Origin of the sequence: Bartonella vinsonii subsp. arupensis OK-94-513, from assembly GCF_000278235.1 — a bacterium.
Classification (GTDB): Bacteria; Pseudomonadota; Alphaproteobacteria; order Rhizobiales; family Rhizobiaceae; genus Bartonella; species Bartonella arupensis.
Genome location: NZ_JH725037.1, coordinates 133,495 through 159,952 on the forward strand (window position 1 = coordinate 133,495; position 26,458 = coordinate 159,952).

23 protein-coding genes, 3 tRNA genes and 1 pseudogene are annotated in these 26,458 nt (G+C 36.7%); 10 read left to right on the forward strand and 17 right to left on the reverse strand.

Annotation, left to right across the window (positions count from 1 at the left end):
- Positions 1-748: 748 nt before the first annotated feature.
- On the forward strand, positions 749-2,998 hold the full coding sequence (parC, locus tag ME1_RS00555; RefSeq protein WP_004862014.1) for a DNA topoisomerase IV subunit A: 2,250 nt from the start codon (positions 749-751) through the stop codon (positions 2,996-2,998).
- Between the two features lie 75 nt (positions 2,999-3,073).
- Here the strand turns inward: parC and ME1_RS00560 are convergent, their stop codons facing one another.
- From ME1_RS00560 to rpe, 10 genes are all read right to left on the reverse strand, one after another.
- Entirely contained in the window at positions 3,074-4,330 is a 1,257-nt protein-coding gene (locus tag ME1_RS00560) for a multidrug effflux MFS transporter (protein ID WP_004862017.1), read from the reverse strand.
- Positions 4,331-4,416: 86 nt separating this feature from the next.
- The gene (grxD, locus tag ME1_RS00565; RefSeq protein WP_004862019.1) at positions 4,417-4,749 is read right to left on the reverse strand and encodes a Grx4 family monothiol glutaredoxin; all 333 of its coding nucleotides are present in this window, start codon (positions 4,747-4,749) and stop codon (positions 4,417-4,419) included.
- 97 nt (positions 4,750-4,846) lie between these two features.
- Positions 4,847-5,080, reverse strand: a complete 234-nt coding sequence (locus ME1_RS00570; RefSeq protein ID WP_004862021.1) for a BolA/IbaG family iron-sulfur metabolism protein — start codon at positions 5,078-5,080, stop codon at positions 4,847-4,849.
- A 62-nt stretch (positions 5,081-5,142) separates the two neighbouring features.
- Positions 5,143-7,353 carry a phosphoribosylformylglycinamidine synthase subunit PurL gene (gene purL / locus ME1_RS00575; protein ID WP_004862023.1) on the reverse strand — a complete coding sequence of 737 codons (2,211 nt, stop codon included), beginning with the start codon at positions 7,351-7,353 and terminating at the stop codon, positions 5,143-5,145.
- Between the two features lie 302 nt (positions 7,354-7,655).
- Positions 7,656-8,327, reverse strand: coding sequence for a phosphoribosylformylglycinamidine synthase subunit PurQ (gene purQ / locus ME1_RS00580; RefSeq protein ID WP_004862027.1), 672 nt, complete (start codon positions 8,325-8,327; stop codon positions 7,656-7,658).
- A gap of 12 nt (positions 8,328-8,339) precedes the next feature.
- On the reverse strand, positions 8,340-8,579 hold the full coding sequence (purS, locus tag ME1_RS00585) for a phosphoribosylformylglycinamidine synthase subunit PurS (RefSeq protein WP_004862030.1): 240 nt from the start codon (positions 8,577-8,579) through the stop codon (positions 8,340-8,342).
- An 88-nt stretch (positions 8,580-8,667) separates the two neighbouring features.
- The gene (gene purC, locus ME1_RS00590) at positions 8,668-9,432 is read right to left on the reverse strand and encodes a phosphoribosylaminoimidazolesuccinocarboxamide synthase (protein WP_004862032.1); all 765 of its coding nucleotides are present in this window, start codon (positions 9,430-9,432) and stop codon (positions 8,668-8,670) included.
- Positions 9,433-9,602: 170 nt separating this feature from the next.
- Positions 9,603-10,151 (reverse strand): alpha/beta hydrolase, encoded by a 549-nt coding sequence (locus ME1_RS00595; protein ID WP_004862035.1) that lies wholly within the window; start codon positions 10,149-10,151, stop codon positions 9,603-9,605.
- Positions 10,152-10,241: 90 nt separating this feature from the next.
- The gene (gene purB, locus ME1_RS00600) at positions 10,242-11,546 is read right to left on the reverse strand and encodes an adenylosuccinate lyase (protein ID WP_004862037.1); all 1,305 of its coding nucleotides are present in this window, start codon (positions 11,544-11,546) and stop codon (positions 10,242-10,244) included.
- 10 nt (positions 11,547-11,556) lie between these two features.
- Positions 11,557-12,231 (reverse strand): ribulose-phosphate 3-epimerase, encoded by a 675-nt coding sequence (rpe, locus tag ME1_RS00605; RefSeq protein WP_004862041.1) that lies wholly within the window; start codon positions 12,229-12,231, stop codon positions 11,557-11,559.
- A gap of 140 nt (positions 12,232-12,371) precedes the next feature.
- On the opposite strand from rpe, the gene ME1_RS00610 reads away from it, so the two are divergent.
- A complete protein-coding gene (locus tag ME1_RS00610) occupies positions 12,372-12,905 on the forward strand; it encodes a flavin reductase (RefSeq protein ID WP_004862042.1) in 534 nt (177 codons plus the stop codon).
- A 321-nt stretch (positions 12,906-13,226) separates the two neighbouring features.
- Positions 13,227-13,643, forward strand: coding sequence for an RNA polymerase-binding protein DksA (gene dksA, locus ME1_RS00615; RefSeq protein ID WP_004862043.1), 417 nt, complete (start codon positions 13,227-13,229; stop codon positions 13,641-13,643).
- A gap of 52 nt (positions 13,644-13,695) precedes the next feature.
- On the opposite strand, the gene ME1_RS00620 is transcribed toward dksA, so the two are convergent.
- Positions 13,696-14,214 carry a flagellar biosynthetic protein FliO gene (locus ME1_RS00620; RefSeq protein WP_004862046.1) on the reverse strand — a complete coding sequence of 173 codons (519 nt, stop codon included), beginning with the start codon at positions 14,212-14,214 and terminating at the stop codon, positions 13,696-13,698.
- A 212-nt stretch (positions 14,215-14,426) separates the two neighbouring features.
- On the opposite strand from ME1_RS00620, the gene ME1_RS00625 reads away from it, so the two are divergent.
- Positions 14,427-16,970 carry a response regulator gene (locus ME1_RS00625; RefSeq protein WP_004862049.1) on the forward strand — a complete coding sequence of 848 codons (2,544 nt, stop codon included), beginning with the start codon at positions 14,427-14,429 and terminating at the stop codon, positions 16,968-16,970.
- A 270-nt stretch (positions 16,971-17,240) separates the two neighbouring features.
- Here the strand turns inward: ME1_RS00625 and purN are convergent, their stop codons facing one another.
- On the reverse strand, positions 17,241-17,852 hold the full coding sequence (gene purN, locus ME1_RS00630; RefSeq protein WP_004862053.1) for a phosphoribosylglycinamide formyltransferase: 612 nt from the start codon (positions 17,850-17,852) through the stop codon (positions 17,241-17,243).
- On the reverse strand, positions 17,849-18,934 hold the full coding sequence (gene purM, locus ME1_RS00635; RefSeq protein ID WP_004862056.1) for a phosphoribosylformylglycinamidine cyclo-ligase: 1,086 nt from the start codon (positions 18,932-18,934) through the stop codon (positions 17,849-17,851). Before purM ends, purN begins: the two co-directional genes overlap by 4 nt.
- Positions 18,935-19,100: 166 nt before the next feature.
- On the opposite strand from purM, the gene ME1_RS00640 reads away from it, so the two are divergent.
- From ME1_RS00640 to ME1_RS00665, 5 genes are all read left to right on the forward strand, one after another.
- Entirely contained in the window at positions 19,101-20,312 is a 1,212-nt protein-coding gene (locus tag ME1_RS00640) for an AI-2E family transporter (RefSeq protein ID WP_004862059.1), read from the forward strand.
- Positions 20,309-20,998 carry a DnaA regulatory inactivator HdaA gene (gene hdaA, locus ME1_RS00645; protein ID WP_004862061.1) on the forward strand — a complete coding sequence of 230 codons (690 nt, stop codon included), beginning with the start codon at positions 20,309-20,311 and terminating at the stop codon, positions 20,996-20,998. The genes ME1_RS00640 and hdaA overlap by 4 nt, the downstream gene beginning before the upstream one ends.
- A gap of 392 nt (positions 20,999-21,390) precedes the next feature.
- Positions 21,391-21,467: transfer RNA gene (locus tag ME1_RS00655), tRNA-Pro, on the forward strand.
- 86 nt (positions 21,468-21,553) lie between these two features.
- Entirely contained in the window at positions 21,554-21,859 is a 306-nt protein-coding gene (locus ME1_RS00660) for an ETC complex I subunit (RefSeq protein ID WP_004862063.1), read from the forward strand.
- 39 nt (positions 21,860-21,898) lie between these two features.
- A tRNA-Arg gene (locus ME1_RS00665) sits at positions 21,899-21,975 on the forward strand.
- Positions 21,976-22,620: 645 nt separating this feature from the next.
- On the opposite strand, the gene ME1_RS00670 is transcribed toward ME1_RS00665, so the two are convergent.
- The 3 genes from ME1_RS00670 to ME1_RS00680 form a co-directional block, all read right to left on the reverse strand.
- Positions 22,621-22,695, reverse strand: a tRNA-Val gene (locus tag ME1_RS00670).
- 98 nt (positions 22,696-22,793) lie between these two features.
- Entirely contained in the window at positions 22,794-23,156 is a 363-nt protein-coding gene (cpdR, locus tag ME1_RS00675) for a cell cycle two-component system response regulator CpdR (RefSeq protein WP_004858948.1), read from the reverse strand.
- A 744-nt stretch (positions 23,157-23,900) separates the two neighbouring features.
- Entirely contained in the window at positions 23,901-24,818 is a 918-nt protein-coding gene (locus ME1_RS00680) for a serine aminopeptidase domain-containing protein (protein WP_004862066.1), read from the reverse strand.
- Between the two features lie 272 nt (positions 24,819-25,090).
- Between ME1_RS00680 and ME1_RS00685 the strand changes: the two genes are divergently transcribed.
- On the forward strand, positions 25,091-25,588 hold the full coding sequence (locus tag ME1_RS00685) for an Hsp20 family protein (RefSeq protein ID WP_004862071.1): 498 nt from the start codon (positions 25,091-25,093) through the stop codon (positions 25,586-25,588).
- A 525-nt stretch (positions 25,589-26,113) separates the two neighbouring features.
- Here the strand turns inward: ME1_RS00685 and ME1_RS08210 are convergent.
- Positions 26,114-26,368: pseudogene (locus ME1_RS08210) on the reverse strand (site-specific integrase); the annotation flags it as partial.
- Positions 26,369-26,458 lie beyond the last annotated feature (90 nt).

Here is a 26,458-nt window from a genome sequence, read left to right on the forward strand (position 1 = left end):
TACAGTGAAGCTTTAATGCCTTTAAATGACATCGGTATTTATGTTGGTTATAAAAAGCTTAAATGTATGCTTTATTTGAGTTTTTAACGTTATAGAAAAGAATTACGTATCTTAGTCTTTATAAGAATAATGCGATGTCATTAAATATCGCCTTATTCTAAGGCTTTACTTTTATAAGCTTTAAGATAGTCTATAAAATTTTATTATACCAATTTGATATATCATTTTATGTTTATTATTACTCATGAAGTTAACTGATTAACTCGTAGTCAGATTTTTAGGAAAAGATATCGTATCAAAAATCTTTTTGAAATATTCACACTTAAAATACCAGTATGAATCGTTATTATTAAATATTGTAACGCTTCTAGCCATTTTAGATGTGCTAAATTCAAATTGGCAAGAGCATTCTTTTTATTTTAAAAGTGCCAATCCTATCATTTTAATGATGGATAGTTTTTTATTTTTCTTTCTTTGTTACTCGTGTTGTCATCTTAAGATGATGTTTTATTATCTTTTTGAAAAGGCTTTGAATTAAGATTTAAGTATTTTTGTATCTTATTTAGCTAAATTGTGAAGCACGCGTATAAATTTTTCAAATTGCTATAATTTTCTGTTCATGTTTTAATCACATGGTTTATTTTTATATAGTCGATTTTTAATAAAAGTAATTGGCTCATGAAAAATTGCACTGAAGAAATCTTATAAAATAATTGCTCGTTAATTTGGGAATTGTTGTCCTAATATTATGTCTGATAAAATAAATTTACCTTTTGATAAAGAACATATTGAGCCAATAGAATTACGTTCTGCTTTACAGGAGCGTTATTTGGCTTATGCGCTTTCTACTATTACTCACCGTGCATTGCCTGATGTGCGTGATGGTTTGAAACCTGTGCATCGGCGTATTGTTCATGCTATGCGTTTACTCAAACTGAACCCAGGGCAATCTTATGCAAAATGTGCACGGATTGTCGGTGATGTAATGGGAAAATTTCATCCGCATGGTGATGCATCTATTTATGATGCATTAGTGCGCTTAGCACAGAGTTTTGCTGTTCGTTATCCATTGATTGATGGACAAGGGAATTTTGGTAATATTGACGGTGATAATGCTGCTGCTATGCGGTATACGGAAGCACGTATGACTGAAGTGGCTGCGTTTCTGCTTGAGGGAATTAATGAAAATGCTATTGATTTCCGTTTAACCTATAATGAGGAAGATGAAGAGCCTGTTGTTTTACCAGGAGCTTTTCCTAATCTTTTAGCGAATGGTTCTTCAGGTATTGCTGTTGGCATGGCAACATCTATTCCCCCCCATAATGTTGCTGAGCTCTGTGATGCAGCACTTCATTTGATTGCACATCCCGATGTAAATGATGCAGAATTAAATCAATTTGTGCTTGGTCCTGATTTTCCAACAGGTGGTATTTTAGTTGAACCTAAAAAAAGTATTGAGGAATCTTATCGTTCTGGGCGTGGGTTCTTTCGATTGCGGTCACGTTGGCATCAGGAATCCGGTAACCGTGGTTCTTATGTGATTGTTGTTACTGAAATTCCTTATCAGGTTCAAAAGTCACGCCTTATTGAAAAAACAGCTGAATTACTCCTTGCACGACGATTACCAATGCTTGAAGATATTCAGGATGAATCGGCGGAAGATATCCGTATCGTGCTTGTTCCTAAAAATCGTACTGTTGATCCCGCGCTCCTTATGGAGTCTCTTTTTAAATTGACTGATTTTGAAGTAAGATTTCCTCTTAATCTTAATGTTTTGTCTTTGGGAAAAGTACCGAATGTTCTTTCTTTGCGTGAAAGTTTGCAGCAATGGCTTCAACATCGTCAAGAAGTGCTTGTGCGCCGTTCTCATTATCGGCTTGATCAGATTGATTGCCGATTAGAAATTCTCCATGGATATCTTATCGCATATTTAAATCTTGATGAAGTGATTCGGATTATTCGTGAAGAGGATGAACCGAAAAAGCAGCTCATTAACCGTTTTGAATTAACAGAAAATCAAGCTGAAGCGATTCTTAATATGCGTTTGCGTTCTTTACGTAAACTTGAGGAATTTGAAATTCGTAAGGAATTTGAAGCGCTGAAAACCGAAAAAGAACAACTGCAGAATTTGTTAGCTTCTCGTACAAAACAGTGGAAAATAATTTCAGAGGAAATCATAAAAGTTCGTAAAACTTTTGGTCCTGATACTCTCCTAGGAAAAAGGCGTACAACATTTGAAGAAGCACCAAAGCATGATATTGATGATATTCATCAGGCAATGATCGAAAAAGAGCCGGTCACTATTGTTATTTCTGAAAAGGGGTGGATGCGTGCTTTGAAGGGACATTTGAGTGACTATAAAGCGCTTTCTTTTAAAGAAGGGGATTCTTTAAAGATAGCATTTCCGGCGTTTACTACAGATAAAATTGTGCTGATAAGTACTGGTGGAAAGTTTTTTACTATTGCTGCAAATAGTTTGCCAGGGGGGCGGGGGCATGGTGAACCCATTCGTATTTTAGTGGATATGGATGATGAGCATGATGTTCTGACAGCTTTTGTGCATAATGTGCAGGAAAAGCTTCTTTTAATTTCATCTCATGGAAATGGTTTTATTGTATCTGAGGCGCAAGTGATTGCTAATACACGAAAAGGCAAGCAGATTATGAATGTGAAGTTCCCTGATAAAGTAAAACTTTGTGTTCCGGTAAGAGGTGATCATGTTGCAGTGGTAGGAGAAAACCGCAAGATGCTTGTTTTTGCTGTTGAACAAATACCAGAAATGAGTCGCGGTAAAGGTGTTCGTTTGCAACGTTACAAAGAGGGGGGCATTGTTGATGCTAAAACTTTTAATTTATCAGAGGGGTTAAGTTGGCAAGATACAGCGGAACGCAGCTTTAATCGTCAAGCTGATGATCTCATTGAGTGGATGGGAATGCGTGCTGGGGGAGGGCGTTTGGTTCCAAAAGGCTTCCCCAAATCAGGAAAGTTTAGCAATTAAATTATAAAGCTGTAAAGAAGAAGGTTGTGTGGTTTTATTACCGTGAGAGTTTTTTTAATCTTTTCAGAGTAGTTCTTATTCACGCGAATTATTGCTATATTGCCTAAAAAGATGCCCACGTTCTGCCCATAAGACAAGAAGTATGGCGATGAGGCTAAGAAAGAAAAAACCTGCCGAATTGGGGATGGTTGTTTCATTAAATTGTTGTGCGATAAAAAAGCCAAGGCCAGTTGCAATAGATGTTTGAAGAAAACCAGAGACAGAAGATGCTGTTCCAGCAATTTCCCCTACTGGTTCGAGAGCGAGTGTATTGAAATTGGCCATCATGCCACCGCAAGCAAACATCAGTATACAAAACAAGAGCATGTAAAAAGGAAAAGGGATGATACCATCTGTTAAGATGGATCCAATAAACCAGATGCATGAAGTGGCACAAAATAGCAAAAGCATAGTATGTGCGATACGTCGCATTCCAAGACGTCCAACCAGCTGAGAATTAAAGAATGAGGATAAAGCTTGAAAAGCCGCACCGATGGCAAATGCAATTGGAAACCAGAGACCTAGATTATAAATCCCTTCATATGTCTGCTGCGAGGTATTAACAGCGGTAAAAATACAGCCTAAAATAATGGAAGTTGCCAGTGTGTAGCAAAGTGTTGTGCGATTGGTGATAACAATCCATAAGTTATGTTTGATCGAAGAAAAGGAAAGAGAGCGTTGTCTATAAAGAGTTTCAGGTAAGCGCAATTGGATCCAAATCATGAGTCCAAAACCAATAATTGCCATGAATATAAAAATAAATTGCCAGTTCCCAAACAATAAAATAGCTTGTCCTGTCGCTGGTCCAACCATTGGTGCAACAAGGAAAACCATCATAACGATAGACATAACTTCTGCCATTTTTCTACCACTATAGAGATCACGTACAACGGAAACAGTGAGCACACGCATAGCAGCTCCTCCCATACCTTGTAAGGCACGCAAAATCAGCAATATAGAAAAATTGGACACAAAGACACAACCAATGGCTGTAAATGAATATAAAGCAAGAGCAAGAAGAATAATCTTACGGCGCCCATAACGGTCACTTATGGGACCAAAAAATATTTGTGTGATGCCATAGCTAATAAGATAACCGGAAATGATATAATGTTGATCATTTTCATTGATAACATGTAAACTATTCAAAATATCTGGCATCGCTGGCAGCATAATGTCAACGGCTATAGAATTGATAGCCATGAGTGCACCAATGAGAATAACAAATTCTTTATAACCAATTTTTTGTCTAATTGTATCACTATGCTTCTGTTCGTCGATTGAATATGGCATATGGCATCCTTGAAATAAAATCTCGACTGAACACAGCTCTATAAAAGACTGAATAAAATGAAAGATATCTATAACTTAGGAGATATCTATGATTTGTTGCAGGGAATGTTCTTTTCCTTTAGAAATTCTTGCAATTCATTATTTTGAAACATTTCTTTAACAATATCACAACCACCAATAAATTCACCTTTGATATAGAGTTGCGGAATTGTTGGCCAATTTGAATAATCTTTAATTCCTTGACGCAATTCGTCAGAAGTTAAGATATTAATTCCTTTATAATCTAATCCTAAATAATCAAGGATTTGAACAACCTGTCCTGAAAACCCACACTGTGGAGCATTAGGTGTTCCTTTCATGAATAAAACGACATCATTTTTTTTAATTTCGTTGTCAATAAAATCATGAACAGGGTTCATCTCTCTTCCTCGATATTGTAGATTTTTGTGAGTATATATTATGTTCGCACTCATTTCTAATCTTATTGAGTGAATGAATGCAAGAAGAAATTTTAGATTATTTTGGAATATGCGTTTGCAACATTAAAGCATGAAGGTCATTTCCCATGTTGCCTTTAAGAGCATCATAGACCATTTTATGTTGCTGAACACGGCTTTTACCGCGAAAACTTTCAGAAACAACTTCTGCAGCGTAGTGTTCTCCATCGCCAGCAAGATCACGAATTGTTACAGTCGCATCGGGAATACCTTCGCGAATAAGTGTTTCAATTGCATGAGCACTCATTGCCATGATTATTCTCCTTTATTCGTTTTTTGTAAGAGTAGCATAACCCAAGAAAGATGAAAAACTCTTTATTTTTCACCCATAAATTGTGGAAACCAACTTTCATAAGCTTGTGTGAGGTTGGCTACTGAAAGTGTTAATATTCCTTCTATGTTGAGCAAATTACCTTCAACTATACCAAGCTCTGTTAAAGAAACAGCGCTTACTTGTGCAAGTTCTTTAAGGTTGTTGAGGGCATGAGGTTTGACGGCTAAGAGATAACGTCCTTGGTCTTCTCCAAAAAGCTCTGCATGAGGAGGGAATGTGTTGCTTAATTTGGCTTTTATACCTTTGCCTGCTTTCACGACCATTTCTGCAAGTGCAATGGCTAATCCCCCATCAGAAATATCATGAGCAGCATGAACAAAACCGCGATGAATGACATCTCGAACAAATTCTCCATGTTTTTTTTCAAGCTGTAAATCCACATGGGGTGGTGCGCCTGTCTCAATCTTCAAAATGTTACGCGCATAGATTGATTGTCCTAGATGAGAGCCGCAAGCTCCAACCAAAACAATAGTATCTCCATTTTGCATACCATTGATTGTTGCCATTTTAGACCAGTCATCAAGAATTCCTACACCAGCGATTGTTGGGGTGGGAAGGATTGCTTCTCCATTGGTTTCGTTATAAAGAGAGACATTGCCTGAAACGATAGGGAAATCGAGAATTTTACAAGCTTCGCCTATGCCTTTAATGGCGAACACCAATTGTCCCATAATTTCAGGTTTTTCAGGATTACCAAAATTGAGATTATCTGTAGCTGCTAGTGGTATTGCGCCTGTCGTACTGATATTTCGCCAGCATTCTGCAACAGCTTGTTTTCCTCCTTCATAAGGGTCTGCTTCACAATAGCGAGGCGTCACATCAGAAGAAAAGGCAAGGGCGCGTTTATCGTTATTGCTTATACGAATGACACCTGCATCACCTCCTGGACGAACAAGAGTATTTCCTTGAATAAGTGTATCATATTGTTCATAAACCCATCGCCGTGAACTTTGATCCGCAGAATTTAATAGTGTGAGGAGTGCATCACCAAGATTTTCAACCTTTTTGACTTCTTCTACTCTAAGAGTTGCTTTTTTTACTGGTTCACTCCAAGGGCGATCGTAAACAGGTGCCTCATTACCAAGCTCTTTGATTGGAAGATTAACGACTTCTTCCCCTTGATGGTATACACGGAAACGCAAATCATCTGTTGTTTTTCCAATGATGGAAAAGTGAAGACCCCACTTATGAAAAATTGCCGCTGCTTGCTTTTCTCCTTCTGGTTTAAGCACCATGAGCATGCGCTCTTGGCTTTCAGAAAGCATCATTTCATAGGCTGTCATGTTTTCTTCACGAACGGGTACTTTATCAAGATTGAGTTGTATTCCTAAATTTCCCTTTGCTCCCATTTCAACTGCAGAAGATGTCAGTCCTGCGGCACCCATATCTTGAATAGCAACAACAGCTCCAAGTTCCATAAGCTCTAAGCAAGCTTCAAGAAGGCACTTTTCTGTAAAAGGATCACCGACTTGAACGGTTGGGCGTTTTTCATCAATTGAATCGTCAAATTCGGCCGAAGCCATTGTTGCTCCACCGACGCCATCACGTCCTGTTTTTGCTCCAAGATACACAACAGGAAGTCCTACTCCTTGTGCTTTAGAATAAAAAAGAGAGTCTGTCTTTGCAATACCAGCGACAAAAGCGTTAACAAGGATATTGCCATTATAACGCTTGTCAAAATTTACTTCTCCTCCAACAGTTGGAACACCAAAAGCATTACTATAGCCGCCAATTCCAGAAACAACACCAGAAACAAGATGGCGTGTTCGGGGATGATCAGGAGAGCCAAAGCGCAATGCATTCATAGCAGCAACAGGGCGGGCGCCCATTGTAAAGACATCACGCAAAATACCTCCTACACCTGTTGCCGCACCTTGATAAGGTTCAATATAGGAGGGATGGTTATGGCTTTCCATTTTGAAAACAACGCATTGACCTTCACCAATATCAACAACACCAGCATTTTCACCAGGTCCTTGAATGACACATTTTCCTTCTGTTGGAAGAGTTTTAAGCCATTTTTTAGATGATTTATAGGAACAATGTTCGTTCCACATTGCAGAAAAAATTCCAAGTTCCGTAAAAGTTGGCTCTCTTCCAATGAGGGTTAGAATATGTTGATATTCATAATTTTTTAGGCCGTGTTGTGCAATCAATTCTGGCGTGATGGTGATGTTATTACAAAGATTCATGAGTATTTCATTCCGTTAGACTAATCAAAATTTAGAATTCTTGTTGCTTCTAATCCAGCTTCTCAGTTTGCTTATTTTGTTGTTTGATGACGAGATCATTAATGAACTATAAGCTAAAATTTTATTCTGTTTCTTTTTAAATTTAATGAAAAGGACTTATTTTCAGTGTCCAGAATAACATTTTTCATTACTTCAGATGAAGAAATTTATTTGGTAAGATTATTTTCATTTCATATATTCTATCCCATTTGGGATAGGTATTTGCAAAAGGAATCTAAGAAGCTAAAAAAACTATTACTATATCATTGATTTGCCAGTTCTAAAGCACTTTGAAAAAGTAAACGACCATCGGTACCACCATGTGCGGGTTCAATAAAATTTTCAGGATGAGGCATCATACCAAGAACATTACCAGCTTTATTAATAATACCGGCAATATCATGAATTGAACCATTAGGGTTTGTATTTTCCGCATAGCGAAAAACGATTTGTGCACTGTCTTCCATTTGTTTTAATGTCTCATTGTCAACAAAATAATTTCCATCATGGTGAGCAACAGGACAACGAATGATTTGTCCTTTGGAATAATATTGAGAAAATCTTGTGTTGTTGTTCACGACTTCAAGCTTTACTTCACGACAAACAAATTTTAATGACGCATTACGCATTAAAGTGCCAGGCAATAAACCAGCTTCTAACAAAATTTGAAATCCATTACAGATACCGATGATCGTAACACCTTTTTGCGCTTTTTCACGAACGGCTTGCAAAACTGGTGTCCGTGCACCAATAGCACCACATCTTAAGTAGTCACCATAAGAAAAACCACCAGGAATCACAATGACATCTACATCTGGAATTGTGGTATCTGTTTGCCAAATTTTAAAGGGCTCAATTCCTGTTATATGATGTAACGCTGCAACCATATCTCGATCACGATTTAGCCCAGGTAATTGAATGATAGCAGTTTTCATGAAGAGATCCACTTAAAGAAGTTCTATAGTGTAATTTTCAATAACAGTATTTGCTAATAACTCTTCACACATCTGTTCAAGTTTTTGCTTTGCTGTTTCAGTAGGTTGATCGTCAAGCACAATATCAAAAATCTTTCCTTGACGAATGGAGTGAATTCCTTTGAAAGCCAAACTTTTTAAAGCACCAACAATTGCTTCTCCTTGTGGGTCAAGGACGCTGTTTTTTAAAGTAACTGTAACGCGTGCTTTCATTTCTTAATTTCCTGTTGTTAGAATCTCTCTCTTTTGAAGAGGTGTACTGAATCAATATAAAGAAAGGCAACCTGCGCTACCTTTTCATTTATTTTACCAAAACTGGACCACTTGGTCGTGGAGGTTCATTTTCATTGATGATACCAAGGCGTTTTGCAACCTCTTGATAAGCATTAATAAGTCCCCCCATATCACGTCGAAAACGATCTTTATCCATTTTTTCTTGTGTTTGCATATCCCATAGTCGGGCAGAATCAGGAGAAATTTCATCAGCAAGAACAATGCGCATTGTGTCATCTTCCCACAAGCGACCAAATTCCATTTTAAAATCAATCAATTGGATATTAACGCCTGCAAAAAGACCAGAAAGAAAATCATTAATACGAATCGAAAGTTGCATAATATCTTCGATCTCTTGCGGTACAGCCCATCCAAAGGCAGTGATATGTTCTTCAGTTACCATTGGATCATCAAGAGAATCATTTTTGTAATAAAATTCAATGATAGATTGCGAAAGAGGAGTTCCTTCTTCTAATCCCAAACGCTTAGAAAGAGAACCAGCAGCAACATTACGAACAACAACCTCCAATGGAATAATTTCTACGGCTTTAATAAGTTGTTCGCGCATATTTATACGCTTGATAAAATGTGTTGGGATACTCAAACGGCTAAGATGGCTAAAAATATGTTCTGAAATGCGGTTATTTAAAACCCCTTTTCCGTCAATAACTTCATGCTTTTTTGCATTAAAGGCAGTTGCATCATCTTTGAAAAATTGAATATAGGTCCCTGGTTCTGGTCCTTCATATAAAATTTTGGCCTTGCCTTCATAAATACGGTGGCGACGATTCATCATGATTCTCTATTTATTTGAGAGGTTTTAAATAATACTGATAAGCAATACTATCCTAATTGGTAAAAATTCTCAATGATTGCTATAACACTTCTTACAACTTTTGTCATTGAGGCTTTACCAAAGAGAAATGAAATGCAGACAGAGTGAAGATAATTATTTCTCTTAAATCAGATTTTTGCGAGAAAGTGAGAGAGAACCATAAGCCCTTCTGGCCAAGGGCCATGCCCAGATTCTGCATTAATATGTCCAGATTGACCAGCATCAACGAAGAGTGCACCCCAATCATTGGCAAGATTCTCTGCTACTGAGAATTCACAAAACGCATCATTCCGACTGGCTATAACTACAGAAGGAAAAGATAATTTTTTGCAATGATAGGGGCCAAATGTCATTAAATGTTTGGGACGTATTTTTTCATTGCTTATATCAGGAGGTGCAACAAAAAAACCGCCACGAACTTTTTCTGCGTTTTGTAGCGTTGCATGGATAGCTGTGGGAACTCCTAATGAGTGGGCAATAATGACAACAGGTTTTTGAGCTTGTGCAATAGCGATTTTAACTTCATTAACCCATTCTTCACAAACAGGTTTTGTCCATTGAGTTTGTTGAACGCGGCGGGCTGTAGACAATTTTTTTTCCCATCGAGTTTGCCAATGATCAGGACCTGAGCCTTTGTAGCCAGGAACAATAAGAATATCGAGTTGATTTGCTTTCATGATATTGTTTCTTTTATTACAACAGATTTTGTGTCATAGCGAAAATAATATGTTTTTTTCCTGATATTTGTTCTTTGTATGCACTGTTTGTCACTCCCAAAAAACACGTTTAAAAATTGTGTTGATGTGTTTGGTGTGGTAAGAAAGATCAAATTTTTCACGCAGTTCTGCTTCACTTAAAGCTTTCGTTACGTCTTTGTCGTTGAGCAATTCCTCTAAAAAATCTTTTCCTTGTTCCCAAACCTTCATCGCATTTCGTTGTACAATTCGATAGGAATCTTCACGACTCAGTCCAGCTTGTGTGAGTGCTAATAGCACGCGTTGTGAATGAACAAGCCCTCGGAATTTATTGAGGTTTTTTTGCATATTTTCTGGATAGACAATCAAATTTTCAATAACAGATGTGAGTCTGGCAAGAGCAAAATCAAGCGTAATGGTAGCGTCAGGACCAATATAACGCTCAACAGATGAATGAGAGATATCGCGTTCATGCCAAAGTGCAACATTTTCCATAGCAGGTATTGCAAATGCACGTACCATGCGCGCTAACCCAGTTAAATTTTCTGTTAAAACTGGGTTACGTTTATGGGGCATAGCAGATGAACCTTTTTGCCCAGGTGAGAAATGCTCTTCTGCTTCAAGAACCTCTGTTCGCTGTAGATGGCGTATTTCTATGGCTAATCTTTCAATAGATGAAGCAATAACACCAAGCGTTGCAAAGAACATGGCATGACGATCACGTGGAATAACTTGGGTGGAAACGGGTTCAGCACGCATACCCAATGCTTTGGCTACATGTTCTTCAACGCGTGGATCAATGTTAGCAAAAGTTCCTACAGCTCCTGAAATGGCACATGTGGAAATTTCTTCGCGTGCTGCAAGAAGTCGTTTACGACAACGGGAAAATTCAGCGTATGCAAGAGCAAACTTAGCTCCAAATGTTGTGGGTTCAGCATGAATGCCATGACTCCGCCCAATGGTAATCGTTTCTTTATGCTCAAAAGCACGTTTTTTTAATGCTTCAAGAAGCTGATCTATATCTTTTAGTAAAAGATCACTGGCACGCATCAATTGAATATTAAGCGTTGTATCTAGAACATCTGATGATGTCATACCTTGGTGGATAAAACGTGCTTCTGGTCCAACAAATTCAGCTAAGTGAGTGAGAAACGCTATAACATCATGTTTGGTGATTGCTTCAATTTCATTAATGCGGTTGACATCAAATTCAGCTGCTGTTCCTTTTTCCCAAATGATTTTGGCTGCTTCTTTTGGAATAATCCCTAGCTCAGCTAAAGCATCACAAGCATGTGCTTCAATTTCAAACCAAATACGGTATTTCGTTTTAGATGACCAAATTGAGACCATTTCAGAACGTGAGTAACGTGGTATCATAATCTTTCCTTTATTGTGAGAGAGTGGCGGCTTGGCGCAATGCGTGAATACGGGTTTTGTAAAGTTCTTTGTTTCCATTTTTATAAATTGCAGAGCCTGCGACGAAAACATTCGCACCTGCTTTTGCAGCTATCCCGATTGTATCAACGGTGATACCACCGTCGACTTCAAGATCAATAGGTCTGTTAGCAATCATGCTTTTAACTCGTTTGATTTTATCTTTCATTTCTGGGATAAAGTTTTGCCCACCAAAACCAGGATTAACAGTCATGATGAGAATAAGATCTAATTGATCAAGTAAATATTCAAGCACATGTTCTGGTGTACTTGGGTTAATTGCAATTCCTGCTTTTTTCCCTGTTTCTTTGATGATTTGTAGTGAACGATGAAGATGGGGACTTGCTTCAGCGTGAATAGTTATAATATCTGCACCCGCTTTCGCAAAAGCTTCAAGATAAAGATCGACTGGTGTGATCATTAAATGAACATCAAATATTGCTTTGGTTAATGGGCGGAGTGCCTTGACGACTTCAGGACCAAAAGTGATATTAGGGACAAAATGGCCATCCATGATATCAAGATGGAGCCAATCTGCACCGGCATCAACAACATCCAATACTTCTTGGCCAAGTTTGGAAAAATCAGAAGCCAAGAGTGAAGGTGAAATGAGATGAGAATGGGGCATTAAGATCTCCTTGATTGGCTTATTGGCTGTTTTTATCATGCTGTATACTAAAATGTCTTTTGTGTTATATGATGTACGTGTAATAAACTTTTTTATGAAAAGATTGTTTGAGATTTTAAAGCTGTAATTAAGTGAAAGATATGTCAAATCATACAACACATTTAATGCCTAAACTTCAACATAATATTACTGTTTCTTCGCAAGAATATCGAGATGCTATGAGCCATTTTGCAGGAGCTGTACATATTGTGACAACAAACGGAATTCATGGAAAGCGCGGGGTAACAGTTTCAGCGTGTTGTTCTTTATCTGATGACCCTCCAACAGTTCTTGTTTGCCTCAGACGCCATAATCCTAAGAATCAGCTATTTGTAGAGAATGGAAACTTTTGTGTGAATAGTTTAGCAGGAAAGCATCGTTTCTTAGCAGATATTTTTTCTAGGTGTTGCAATTACACACAAAATGAACGTTTTGATAGAGCTCAATGGGGTACTTTGCAAACTGGTGCTCCTAGTCTCTCAGATGCTTTAGCGTCTTTTGATTGCCGTTTAATTTGTTGGCATGAACATGCAACGCATTGTGTTTTGATTGGTGAGGTTGTTGCAATCAGCTGTAATCAAGAAAAAGACGCTTTGATGTATTTGAATCGTGGATACCATACTCTCCTTTTGTAAGGATTTTAATTTTTGCATCTTCAGATGATTTTTATTGGTATTTGAGGCAGCGCCTCATCAATAGGTAAGGATTATTTCACATGACACTGAATATCTGCATTTCTCTCTTTATATAAGCTTGTGAGCATGACGAGAACAAGAAGAAAGTTTCTGACAGGAGTTATGCCAAGAAAATATGTGTTATGCAAAAAAGCGGCTAGAGATTTAATTGATAACTTTAAACATATTTGTAGGTTGTTATAAAAAAGCATTTTACTCTTGTGTTGATCGTTGTTGCACAATATATAGACCGCACTTACCATATATGGAGGTTTTTATAGCATGAACGAAGAGGTTGATGGTCAATATCGCCCTAGTGAGGATGAGCCGTTCATGAATGAGCGGCAAAAGGCATATTTTCGTGCTAAATTAGTTTCTTGGAAGAATGATATATTAAGGGAAGCGCGTGAGACTTTAGAAAATTTGCAAGAAGAGAATGTTGGTCAACCTGATTTGACTGATAGAGCCTCTTGCGAAACCGATCGTACAATCGAATTGCGTGCTCGCGATCGTCAGAGAAAACTTATCGCAAAAATAGAAGCTGCTTTGGAGCGTATTGATAATGGAACTTATGGTTTTTGTGAGGAAACTGGCGAACCTATTAGTATAAAGCGTCTTGAGGCACGGCCTATTGCAGTTTTATCATTAGAGGCGCAAGAGCGCCACGAGCGACGGGAAAAAGTTTATCGTGATGATTAAGATTGATTGCGGTGATCGACAAATGAAGTGCATGGCAAAAGAATTTTGTATTTTATTTTTTTTGAGTAGGGATAAATAGAGAGGGTTCTTGCCGTCCTTCAATTTCCGCAGTGATCGCTGAATCTTCAACGTTTTGATTCATAAAAGACGTGGAGGTTTTGTCTTTTGAGTGTTCTCTTTTTCCAGAATAAGGTCTTTTTTCTGTAAGGCCAAGTTTTAGATTGGCTTCTGTTGGTGTTAATGTTGGTTGCGTTTCTCTCTTTTGTATAGTGGGTGTACTGGTAATATTGGATTCTACAACAATATCTGTTAGCCCTCCGATAAGGAGTAAATGTTCTTTATCATCACAACGTACCAAAACGAGACGACGTGTGCGATCAAGAGCAATTGTCTCACATAGAGTTAATCGCGATGGATGCTTTTTGGGGTGAAACCTGAATCTCTTTATCTTCAAACGGCGTAAAAACAGGAGGATTGTAGCAATAGCTGTTATTGTTATTATGAAAAATATAAAACTTACGGCTATGTTAGCTGCTGATGCGCCTATTTGGTTTGATAACCAGACATACATAGAATTGCTCCCATTTTAGAACGGAAATATTATTTTTATTGATATAAGTTCGTAAATATACCTCTAAAAGGTTTACTTATTAAGAGAAGAAAAGATCTTTTTAACATTGAGTGATTTTTCTGAGAAAGATATTATCATGCCCTATACTTCATAACAATGATTATGGAGAGTATTTGTGGCATAAGAAACAGCTATGATCAAGGCAAAGTGAGATGAATAAAGGTTTTGAGAAGAGTAAGAAATCATCGTCTTTTTCTTTATATCGAAGAGGTATGATTCTTGGTATTTTTTTAATATTAGCGTTTCTATTCATTATAGCACTCCTCAGTTTTTTTTATCCGCTGAGCTCTTTGCAAAAGATGGAATTGGCATCTTTTTTGGTTTTGGCGGTTATAGGGGTTGCTGCACTTATTCTGAGTGGAATGGGGGTTTTGAGATATCATGTGGCACAGTTGCATGATGAGTTTGATCTTGGTATCTTTAATGATACTGATGATGCAATTGTAGTCTCCGATTTATCAGGTTTTGTTTATTATTCTAATCAAAGTTATCAAAAAATTCTTACCTATAAACCTGAGTCTTCTTGCTATGTAGTTATTGCTGATCTTCCAGAAGCTGGTGCGCTTGCATATCGCTTAAAAGCTGCGGCATGTAGCAATCTTGCTGCACAAGAAGAGCTAAGGGTAGAGCAGTCGATTTTTGCTAATTCTACACACAAAAAAAGCTTTTGGTATAATATTTCTGTTCAACCTATCACAAAGCACAGCGAAAAGTTTTTATTTTGGCGTATTGCTGATATTTCGCATTTACAGGAAGATCGTGAAGTTTTTTTCTCAAATCTTCAAGAAGCAATCAATCATTTAGATCAAGCTCCTGTTGGTTTTTTATCTGTTAACACACAAGGGATGATTCTGTATGCAAATGCGATTTTTGCTGAATGGTTTGCAATTGATTTGGCAAATTTTTCTGTTGGTCAATATAGTTTTGATCAGTTATTTGATGGTGTTGGAGCCAATAGCACATGGAGTGATATTTGTTTGCAAAGCAAAAAATATCAAAGTTCAGGTTACTCTTTGCCTTATACGTTTTCGTTAGTTTTAAATTCAGAGACTTCTACTAAAAAGATATTGAATTGTTTTATGTGTGCTTCTTCTTTCTTAGAGGATGAAGCCGTTTATCGTATTGTGATAATCCCACAGCGAATAGAAAAGAGAGAAAACGATGATCAATTCAAATTACCTAATACATTAGTAGAGTATTTTGAGGCGAGTCCATTTGCAATAGCAGTGGTGGATCAAAAAGGACATTTTATTCACATTAATAATGTCTTTTCATCACTCATGGGATGTCTAGATGGAATTCTTAATCTTTATGATGTTATATCTCATCGTGATTGTGCGCAGTTAGAGCGTGCATTCCAGAAAATTATGACAAATAAAGACTGTACAGTTTCGATAGAAACTGTTTTAGAAAATAATGAAGAACGCCATTTGCGTCTCCATGTTATGCCTGTAAAGCCATCTTATGATGATGTCTTAGAAGATTTTATCATTGTCTCTGTTATAGAAACAACAGAGCAAAAAACACTTGAAGATAAAATGGTGCAAAACCAAAAAATGCAAGCTGTTGGTCAATTGGCTGGTGGTATTGCTCATGATTTTAATAACGTTTTAACAGCAATTTTGATGTCATGCGATCTTCTTTTAAATACACATCGTAGTTCTGATCCTGCACATGCTGATCTTATCAATATTAAAAACAACGCTAATCGTGCAGCAGCACTTGTGCAGCAATTATTAGCTTTTTCTAGAAAACAAACACTTCGCCCTGAAAAGGTTGATTTTACAGAATTTTTATCGGATATTCGCAATCTTCTTTTACCCCTTTTAGGGAATAATATTCAGTTAAAGATTATCCATGGAAGAGATTTGTGGAGTGTTGAAGTTGATCAAGCATCTTTCCAGCGTGTTATTATGAATTTAGTTATTAATGCGCGTGATGCCATGCCAGATGGAGGTATTGTTACGATTGCGACAAACAATATTACAAAACAACAAAGTGCTGAATTTGATCATGTTGGTTTTGGAATTGGCGAGTATGTGCAATTGACTATTTCAGATACAGGAACTGGTATATCATCTGCGACACAAGAAAAAATGTTTGAACCATTTTTTACAACAAAAGAAGTTGGAAAAGGAACCGGGCTCGGTTTATCAATGGTTTATGGAATTATCAAACAGACAGGTGGTTATATTTATTGTGAGAGTAGAGAAAGGGAAGGAGCAACATTTCATATTTTTCTTCCTCGCTATATTCCTTCTCATAATGTAGAAGTTTTTCCACAGATTGAAAAAGGTGAAGAACAAGAAAAAAATACAGATTTAACAGGATCTGCGACTGTTTTGTTGGTTGAAGATGAAGATGCTGTTAGAACGGGTGGGGTAAGAGCACTTCAAATGAGAGGGTATACTGTTTTAGAAGCTGCTAGTGGAGTGGAAGCACTCAATATTCTTAAGGAAAATAAGGGTGCAGTTGATCTTATTGTTTCCGATGTGGTGATGCCAGAAATGGATGGGCCGACTTTACTCAAGGAAGTGCGCAAAAGCTATCCTGATATCAAGTTTATTTTTGTTTCTGGATACGCAAAAGATGCTTTTGCTAAAAATCTTCCACAAGATGCTGTTTTTGGTTTTCTTTCTAAACCGTTTACACTCAAGCAGTTAGCTCTAACAGTTAAAGAAACACTTGCACAGTAAAATGAAAAATTATGTAAGAGAAAAATTGTTTGTCTTAAGATTTTTTAGATGAAAAGTTAAAGTATCTTGAGCAGATCAACAGTGAAATTTCTAAAAGAAGTGAAATAAATAAGTAAAAGTAAGTTGGCAAGTGACTCTCAGAAATCTTTTAAGAGCACTACACATTTCGCAAAAATATTTGTCAGATGATAGATTCTGTTATGACAAAACTTTATAAATGAGGAGGAGGTAAATTGGGAGTACAATATTAAAAGCTGCTGATTGATATACTCAAAAGGAAAAAAGTTGTTGTTCAGTATCTTTTATTTTTTCACTTTCTTCAATGAAGACTTTTAAGGCTTCAGGATAAAGTTTATGTTCTGCTTTCAGAACTCTCTGCGCTAAGCTCTCAGCGGTATCGTTTGGACAGACGGGCACAGCCGCTTGAGCAAGAATCTTTCCTGCATCCATATCTTCTGTAACAAGATGCACAGTGCAACCAGTAATCTTAACGCCTGCTTGTAAAGCCCTTTCATGCGTATTTAAGCCTTTAAATGAAGGTAAAAGGGAAGGGTGAATGTTTAAAATTCGTCCTTCATAAAGTTTTACAAAATGCGGTGAGACAAGGCGCATATATCCTGCAAAGCACAGAAGATCTGGTTGATATTGGGCTAAAATCGTTAAGATAGCTTCTTCGTGTGCTTCTTTTGCTGGGTAATTTTTACGATCAATGACATGCGTAGGAAAGTTATTGTTGCGAGCTTTTTCTATTCCAGCGGCATGAGGATTATCGCAAATAACTGCGATGATCTCAGCAGGATATTCCTTTTGTTGGCTTGCTTTGGCAAGAGCAACCATATTGGATCCGTTGCCAGAAATAAAAACAATTATTCTTTTTTTCATAAGTGAAGTTCCCCTTTATAGAGTATTCCTTTGTCTTGACGTTTTGTTAAAATGCCAAGTAGGGTAACTGTTTCTCCTTGCATTTCGAGTATTTTCGTAATTTTTTCAACGGCCTGTTGTGCTACAATAATAACCATGCCAACGCCGCAGTTAAATGTTCGTAGCATTTCTGTTTTTTCTATTTTTCCTTGTTTGGAAATCCATGAAAAGACTGCTGGAACACGGATAGCAGAAAGATTAATTTCAGCACAGAGAGAAGAAGGAAGCACACGTGGGATATTTTCAGGAAAGCCTCCACCTGTGATATGAGCAAGAGCTTTTATTCCTTTATGGTTTCGTATGATGGGCAGGAGCGATTTTACATAAATGCGTGTGGGTGTGAGCAATGCTGTACCAAGACTGATTTGAGGATTGAAAGGGGCAGAGTCCTCCCATTTTAAATTACTTTGTTGGATGATTCGTCTTACGAGAGAAAAACCGTTGGAATGAACGCCAGATGCGTTAAGACCTAAAATAACATCTCCTTCTGTAAGATCTTTTGAAGGAAGTAATGCGCTACGTTCGCATGCTCCTACAGCGAATCCCGCTAAATCATAATCTCCTTCTGCATACATATCTGGCATTTCTGCCGTTTCTCCTCCAATAAGAGCAGCCCCTGCTTGTTTGCATCCTTCTGCAATTCCAGAAACAATTGCTGCGCCCTGTTCAGGATCAAGCTTACCAGTTGCAAAATAATCGAGAAAAAAGAGAGGTTCGGCACCTTGTACAAGCAAATCATTGACACACATGGCAACGAGGTCAATCCCCACAGTGTCATGGATACCTACTTCAATGGCAATTTTTAATTTTGTTCCTACACCATCATTGGCTGCTACGAGAATGGGATCAGTGAAGCCTGCTGCTTTTAAATCAAAAAGTCCACCAAAGCCGCCAATTTCAGCATCTGCTCCTGCTCGTTTTGTTGAGCGTATGAAGGGTTTAATTTTTTCTACCATGGCGTTACCCATATCGATATTTACACCGGCTTTTGCGTAGGTAAGACCACATTTGGATTTATCATTCGTGATATCTTGATTGCTCATTGGAACCTTCCTTAATGGAAAATCAGGTTTTGATGTTATGCAATGCCATGATAGAGTTATCTCTGCAAGAGATATTAATTTACTATTTAAGAAAATATGCAACCCTGCTTAAGAGCCATGTTGAGGAAGTTTATAATCTTTGTGAAGTGTTTTTTTAGGATATTTTATGAGCAAGAGATCAGATAATCACGAACAGTCTTCTTGGAAGTTTGTAAATAAAAAAGTGAGTGAGAATGGATCCCGTGACCGTTATAAGACTTATGTACCAGCTTATACCCAAGTCCCATTACCGAATAATATGAAAAAACAAATTTTTTTCTGGCTTGGTACGCTAGTCTTTTTTATTCTTTTTATGTTTGTTTTTGGATCTGTTTTGCTTCCTTTTGTAGCAGGGATTGTATTGGCTTACTTTCTTAATCCTATTGTACAATTACTTGAAAGATGTGGTATTCGTCGTGTTTTTGGCACTATCCTCATTACTTTGTTTATTGTTGTTGTTTTTGTTGCTTCTTTAATCATTTTAATTCCTATCATTAGTTGGCAAATACAACAATTTATGAGTGATGGTTTACCTATTTATATTAATCGTATTCAAACTTTTTTTGTTGAGCATGATTTTGATTGGGTCAGGCACTATTTTGGGAGTGATCCAAATGAATTACAAAGTAATATTAAAGGGCTTTTGGGAAAAAGTTCTGATTTTATTACATCTCTCTTGAATTCACTTTTGAAGTCAGGAAAATCGATCGTTAATCTCGTTAGCCTCTTTGTTGTGGCACCTGTTGTGGCATTTTACATGTTATTAGATTGGCCGCGTATGGTTGCTGCAGTTGATTCGTTGATACCACGGGATCATCTTGAAACCGTTCGCAGTATTTTTCATGAAATGGATCGAGCTATTGCTGGCTTTGTTCGTGGACAAGGGACAGTTTGTTTAATATTGGGAGGATATTATGCTATTGCTCTGACAATTACGGGGCTCAATTTTGGGCTTTTGATTGGTATGTTTATTGGCCTTATTAGTTTTATTCCTTATATTGGTACAATGAGTGGTTTTGTGCTCTCTGTTGGTGTTGCATGGGTCCAGTTTTATCCAAACAATTGGGGATGGATCATCGTTATCATGGTTCTTTTCTTAATTGGACAATTTATTGAAGGCTCTATTCTTCAACCAAAACTTGTGGGGTCATCAGTGGGGTTACATCCAGTCTGGTTAATGTTTGCACTTTTTGCATTTTCTTCACTCTTTGGTTTCACTGGCATGCTTGTTGCTGTTCCTGCAGCAGCGGCTGTTGGTGTTTTAGTTCGTTTTGCTCTTCATACTTACCTTAATTCTCAGATGTATTCGCGGAGTGGAAATTCGGAGACGCTAAAATGAATAGGCGTGAAACGCAATTACCCTTAAATTTTTCTTATAACTCAACTTTCCAATTTGATGATTTGGTAGTAACGGAAAGCAATCGTATGGCTTTTCAGCTTGTTGATCATTGGCCAAACTGGGTTTTACCTATCGCAGTTTTGGTTGGAGAAGAGGGATCTGGAAAAACCCATTTTTCTAGCTTCTGGGCGCAGAAAGCTGAAGCTTTAATTCTTCCTCACAATGAAATTGATCAAGCTATTGCTATGGCATCTTCAGGAAGATCTTTTTTAATTGAGGATATTGATACGGGTGAAATCAGTGAGACAGGGCTTTTTCACTTAATTAATAGTATTAAGCAAGCAAATCTTGATGCACGTCAGGCTACTTTGTTGATAACTGCACGTACAGTACCTTCAGTGTGGAACTTAAAGTTAAATGATTTAAAAAGTCGCCTTAATTCGGTGATGTTGGTTGCAATTAATCAACCTGATGATGCGTTGTTAACAGCTGTCGCTTTCAAACTTTTTTCTGATAAACAGATTATTGTCCATCCAGACACTGTTTACTATCTTGTGAGTCGTTGTGAGCGTTCTTTATTTTCATTGAAGCGTGTTATCGATTCTGTTGATCAATTAGCATTACAAAGAAAAAGCAAAATAACGCGTGCTGTTATTGGTGAAGTTCTCAAGAGGCAAATACAATAAATGCTTTTTTAGCACAGTTCAAATTATTGAATAAAAAATGCTTATGTTCTGTTATTATTATAGTGTGCAGAGAGAAATGCTGTTATTTGCGTTTTTAGCTTTTGGGGGTTCCCTAGAGGTGAAGAAACAGTAATTTTTATGGTTTCTTTTTTGCATGTTACATTGTTTAAATGGTTTATGGAAAAGTTTGTTGTTTTTTTAATGTGGAGTAGATTCGTTTTTGTGGGGATATTATTTTCTGATTTTTGCTCATTGAATGTGTCATTTAGCAGAAAAAGATTTGAAAAAGTTTTTTCTTGTAAAGAAAAACAACAAAATTAAAAAAAAATGTGTTTTTCTCTTGCACTTCTGTTGTGAAAATTTTAGGGAATATGCATCGTAAATATAAATGGCGGAGCGTAGCGCAGCCTGGTAGCGCACCTGATTTGGGATCAGGGGGTCGTAGGTTCGAATCCTATCGCTCCGACCATGTTTGATTTTTGTAGGGGAATAACCCAATTAGATGTATGTGTGAAAATATCATTCAAGCGTTGGGTATTCTGAAGGAACATAACCATGATCGCACGTATTTATAGTCCTGCGAAGACAGCGATGCAGTCAGGTAAAAGAAATACTGGTTTTTGGATTTTACAATATGAGCCGTTGCGGGCAAAAATGCTTGAGCCTCTTATGGGATATACGGCGACATCTGATATGAATAATCAGGTAAGAATTCGGTTTAATAGGAAGGAAGAGGCAATTGCTTTTGCGCATAAAAATGCTATTCCTTATCGTATAGAAAAGACACACAGACCGCTTCGACGCGCTGTTTCGTACTCTGATAATTTTCGCAGTGATAGGCAGCAATCTTGGACACATTGAGTTAAGGATGCTATTAGAATTGAGGAAATATAATCAGTTGGTCCCGTAGCTCAGCTGGATAGAGCAACGGCCTTCTAAGCCGTGGGTCACAGGTTCGAATCCTGTCGGGATCACCATGTTTAAGTAAAATCAATAGATTATACAAAAGTTAGGGAATTTTGGTTATATTGTTCTTTTAACTTTTTTCAGTTTGCCCCCCTTTTTATTGTTTCTATTGCTAGTTGTTTTCTCTATGCTATTTTTGCAGAGAAAGATATTGGGATATCTTCAGTTTAATTAAGAAGTCGCTTTCTCTTTTGAATCTGTAGCACCAGAATTATTTTTATACATTACTGATTCTTTTCTCAATTTTTATGTACTGTTTTTAATCTCCACTGCATTGTAGTCTTATATCAGGCTATTTTGGAAAAAAATTCAGTATGAGTAAAAGAACCATCAAGAAAAATCTCTTATTTTAAGAGATAATAGTATTCTTGAGAAAAGAAGCAGATACTTGTTGTAAAATTATTACAACAAATCTTCTGATTCGTTATGATATGAGATCATAGATATGTTTGTAAGATCATTGAATAGTCTTTCATCACAGAATTTAGCAGAATTCAAAGAATTATTAAAAGTGATTTGAAAAGTTAAACAAGAGAAGAAAGTGCTCCTGTTGTAGAGGCATGATTCGAAATCCTATTCCCTCACTTTTATCCACGCATCCCTCACTTAAAAAAGCATATGGGAAATCAATAGGTTATGTGAAGCCTAAAAGCATATGGTGGGCGTGACAGGGATTGAACCTGTGACCCCTACGATGTCAACGTAGTGCTCTCCCGCTGAGCTACACGCCCATTCAATGACGTTGCATACACCACATAGAATTACAAACGTCAATGCCTAATTTAATTTTCTCTTTAATTAGGCATGAATAACTTAGAAAAATGTTCTCTTAAGCAGCTATAAGTATTTTTTCAACCTCATTAACGAGCTCACGTAAGTGAAATGGTTTAGAAAGTACTTTTGCGTCAGGGGGAGCATCGCTATTGGAATTGAGGGCAACCGCTGCAAAGCCTGTAATAAACATTACTCGTAAATCAGGATCAATTTCAGTAGCGCGTCGTGCCAGTTCAATTCCATCCATTTCTGGCATTACAATATCAGTAAGGAGAAGGGAAAAAGGTTCTTCTTGTAAACGTTCGTATGCGCTAGCACCATTATCAAAATCGGCGACTTCGTAGCCTGCACGTTCTAAGGCTTTTGCTAGAAAGCGACGCATATCGTTATCATCTTCTGCGAGCAGGATTCGTTTCATGATTATGTTCCAATAGCTCCATTCATCAGAGTTTTTTGCCACATCAATTATACAATAGAGAGTATTTATAAAAAAGATGATAAAATGCTCATAATTGAAATGAATGGCAAAATGGTTAATTCTTATATTTTGTTAAGAATACAGCATATTAGTTGTGAGTTCGTTAAATTCGAAATGTATATGACATTGAGGGAAGAAACTTTAAGTGCGACTAATTGTAATTTCTTTTTTCATTTTGGTTAGAGCTCCTATAAGAATATTCACTTAAGAGACTATTTTAGAAAGTCAGAGATGTTGTTTATTTATTCACTTTTTTGAGCAGCTATACGGTAAGGTAGAGATTACGGCTATTTGTTTTCTGTATTTTTATGGATGTACATTGTAAACATACAGAGTTTATTTTTAATCCATTGATTTTAAATAGATAAAAGACATTATCCCTCTATGCTGTAGCATAAGAACAAGATTTTTAATAACATACTAGAAAAATTTTAATGTGTTTAAAGGACTATATCATATTCTCTTAATAAACTTTGTTAGCTAATCATTTCCGTTTTGGGGCACATTAATTTAATCTAGAACTCTTAAATTTTATTATATTATTAAATAACAATCCAGCTTTAAATTTTTTATAGTGTTAATGAAATTTTGCGAAAAAATTTCTTATATACAAAAGAATTTTTCTTATACCTGTGTTTTTACTGAAATCAATGTTTCTTCTTCATCCATTAAATTATGGTTTTATTAAGAAAAATTACTTTCATTGGAAATAAATGCATCAAATGCAGCCCAAAATTGTTTTTTGTAATTTTCTTCATGCATGATTGTATCAAGGTTAGCTCCTGTGATGGTGATACACTCTGCCAGATGTATATGTTGACATAATTGTCGCACTTCAATGTTATTCGCAATATTGTTTTGATTGGCAAGAATAAACAATGTTGGGATTTGTAGATATCCATGAAATATATTTTTTTTCATAGAATTAATTGCATTAAGTACTGATGCCATCCATTGGGATGTTGGGTATTTGATAAAGGAAGAAGGTGTGTTGTAAGTACGTCCTAATTGCCTGTTTTTTTGTTGTATTTGTTCGAGCCTTTTTTTACCCTTAGCTGGTAAAAATCCGAGACCTATATCAGTAAGAAGCTGTGTTAATTTATGTTGAAAGCCATTCGTTTTATTGCCTAACGGAGCAAAAAGGGGAGAAACGCAGAGCATTTTATTAAACTGATGATTAATGAGATCCAGTCCGCTAAGGGCAATTAATCCACCTATTTCATAGGTTAACATGTAGTAAGGTGATGGACAATTAGGATAAACAACATTTTTAAGAAATTCGTTTAAGTCATTAATATCATTGTTAATATCAAAATAATGATATCTTTTCTGTTTTTTTGTATTGAAAGGTAATTGTTTTCGACCAAACCAGTCAAATATTGCTGTATGAAAGCCGCGTTTAGAAATTTTATTCATTGGTAAAAAATATTCTTCCAAAGAATCCGCATAGCTTTCGAGAATAACAACCGTTCCTTTGGATTTTTTTATTTCAGGATATGTTATCGCAAAACGAATTTCGCGATCAATAGCTATTTTAAGGAAGTTATTCCAGATATGAGGAGGAATGGAATTCCAGTTTGTGGAATAAAGAGGTGTTTCCAATTGACAACTTTTATAATGTATTTTGCGACTTAGTGCAAAGTGAGATAATGAAAGAATTACATTTCATATAATGATGAAGAAGGGTTAAAAAACAGTTATGTTACTTTTTTGTGTTTTTAGAAATTCAAACACAAAAGAGTTGACATAGGGCAGAGCAATTACCAGATAATTAATGTGGTCGCCACTCTGGGGCCGCTGGTTCACGGACAAGTTTGCTCTTTGAAACTTTGTGAGCCAACTTAATTATAGTCGCTCTAAAGGAGGGCAATATTATGCGTCAAATAGATTTTTCACCATTTTATCGTTCAACGGTAGGTTTTGACCATCTTTTTAACTGCTTTGATTCTAGAACAAAGCCAGACGATATTTCTTCGTATCCACCATATAATATTGAGCGTTTAACTGAAGATTCTTATAGAATTTCTATGGCTGTTGCAGGTTTTTCTCAAGATGAAATTGATATAGAAACGCATTGTAATCAGCTGGTCGTTAAGGGTGAAAGAAAGCCTGAGAAGGATGATGAAGAGCGAGAATTCCTTTATCGAGGGATTGCTTCGCGCGCTTTTGAGCGGCGTTTTCATTTGGCTGATCATGTTAGGGTTATTGGAGCAGAACTTGGTGATGGACTTCTTCATATTCAGCTTAAAAGAGAAATGCCGGCTGAGCTAAAGCCAAAAAAGATAGCTGTACAGACGTCATCATCTGCTACGAAAAATAATAATAACCATAATATGCGTGAAGCGAGTTTAGAAGCTGAAAAAACAGAATGAATAATTAATTCTTTGAGATAGCAGGCTAACGCGAGGCTTTTGTCTCGCGTTTTCTTATCCTTTCTTAAAAGGGAATCTATGCGGACAAAAGCTCTCTCTTTTCAATTTGTGATAATATTCTATCATATAGTATGGTAAATTCAAAAAAACGGATAGATTTTTAAAATTTCATACCTGCAATAAAACAACAATTTCATGAAAAAAGCAAAGTTTCTTCTGTCTCTTAATGATATGCCAGAGATCTGAAAAACTTTCAGTCAGTTTAAAATAAGAGAGGTAAGAACATTTTATTCGTGTAACGCCTCAAATAATGCGATTCTCAGTAAAGAACTGATCATCTTAAATTATGATCTTTATATCTGAGGAAACCAAAAGCGTGCAGAAACAGCAAAAGCAGAGCAGACACAACAAGATGTGAGTGAGGCGATGAGATTAAATAATTTTCAATAAAAATAAATGAGTTATTACGATATGAGGGAAACTTATCATTATTGATTCCATTAACGCTTTTTATAGTATTATTCTTTATTTTTTGGGGAGCTTTTTTATTACTTCAAGAGCAAGTTTTTTACGATCTGCGCTCTCCGTATAAAGAGATGCCATATCGTCATCTGTCCAGTCAAAAAGTGCTTTCAATTGTGAAGCTGTTGCACCTGAATTAGTGGCGCGTGTTTCTGCTAATTTTTTTAAGCCATGCGCTGATTTTTTAATTCCCGCTATGTTGCAAGTTTCACGAAATAAGTTTCCAAAACTTTCTTTAACGAGCTTATTTCCGTGTTTCTAAACTTACCGTAATAACCCTTTGGAACAATTCCAATGGATAAGCAGGGTTGCCAATGGTTTCAACAGCATAGCAATTGGCATCATTAA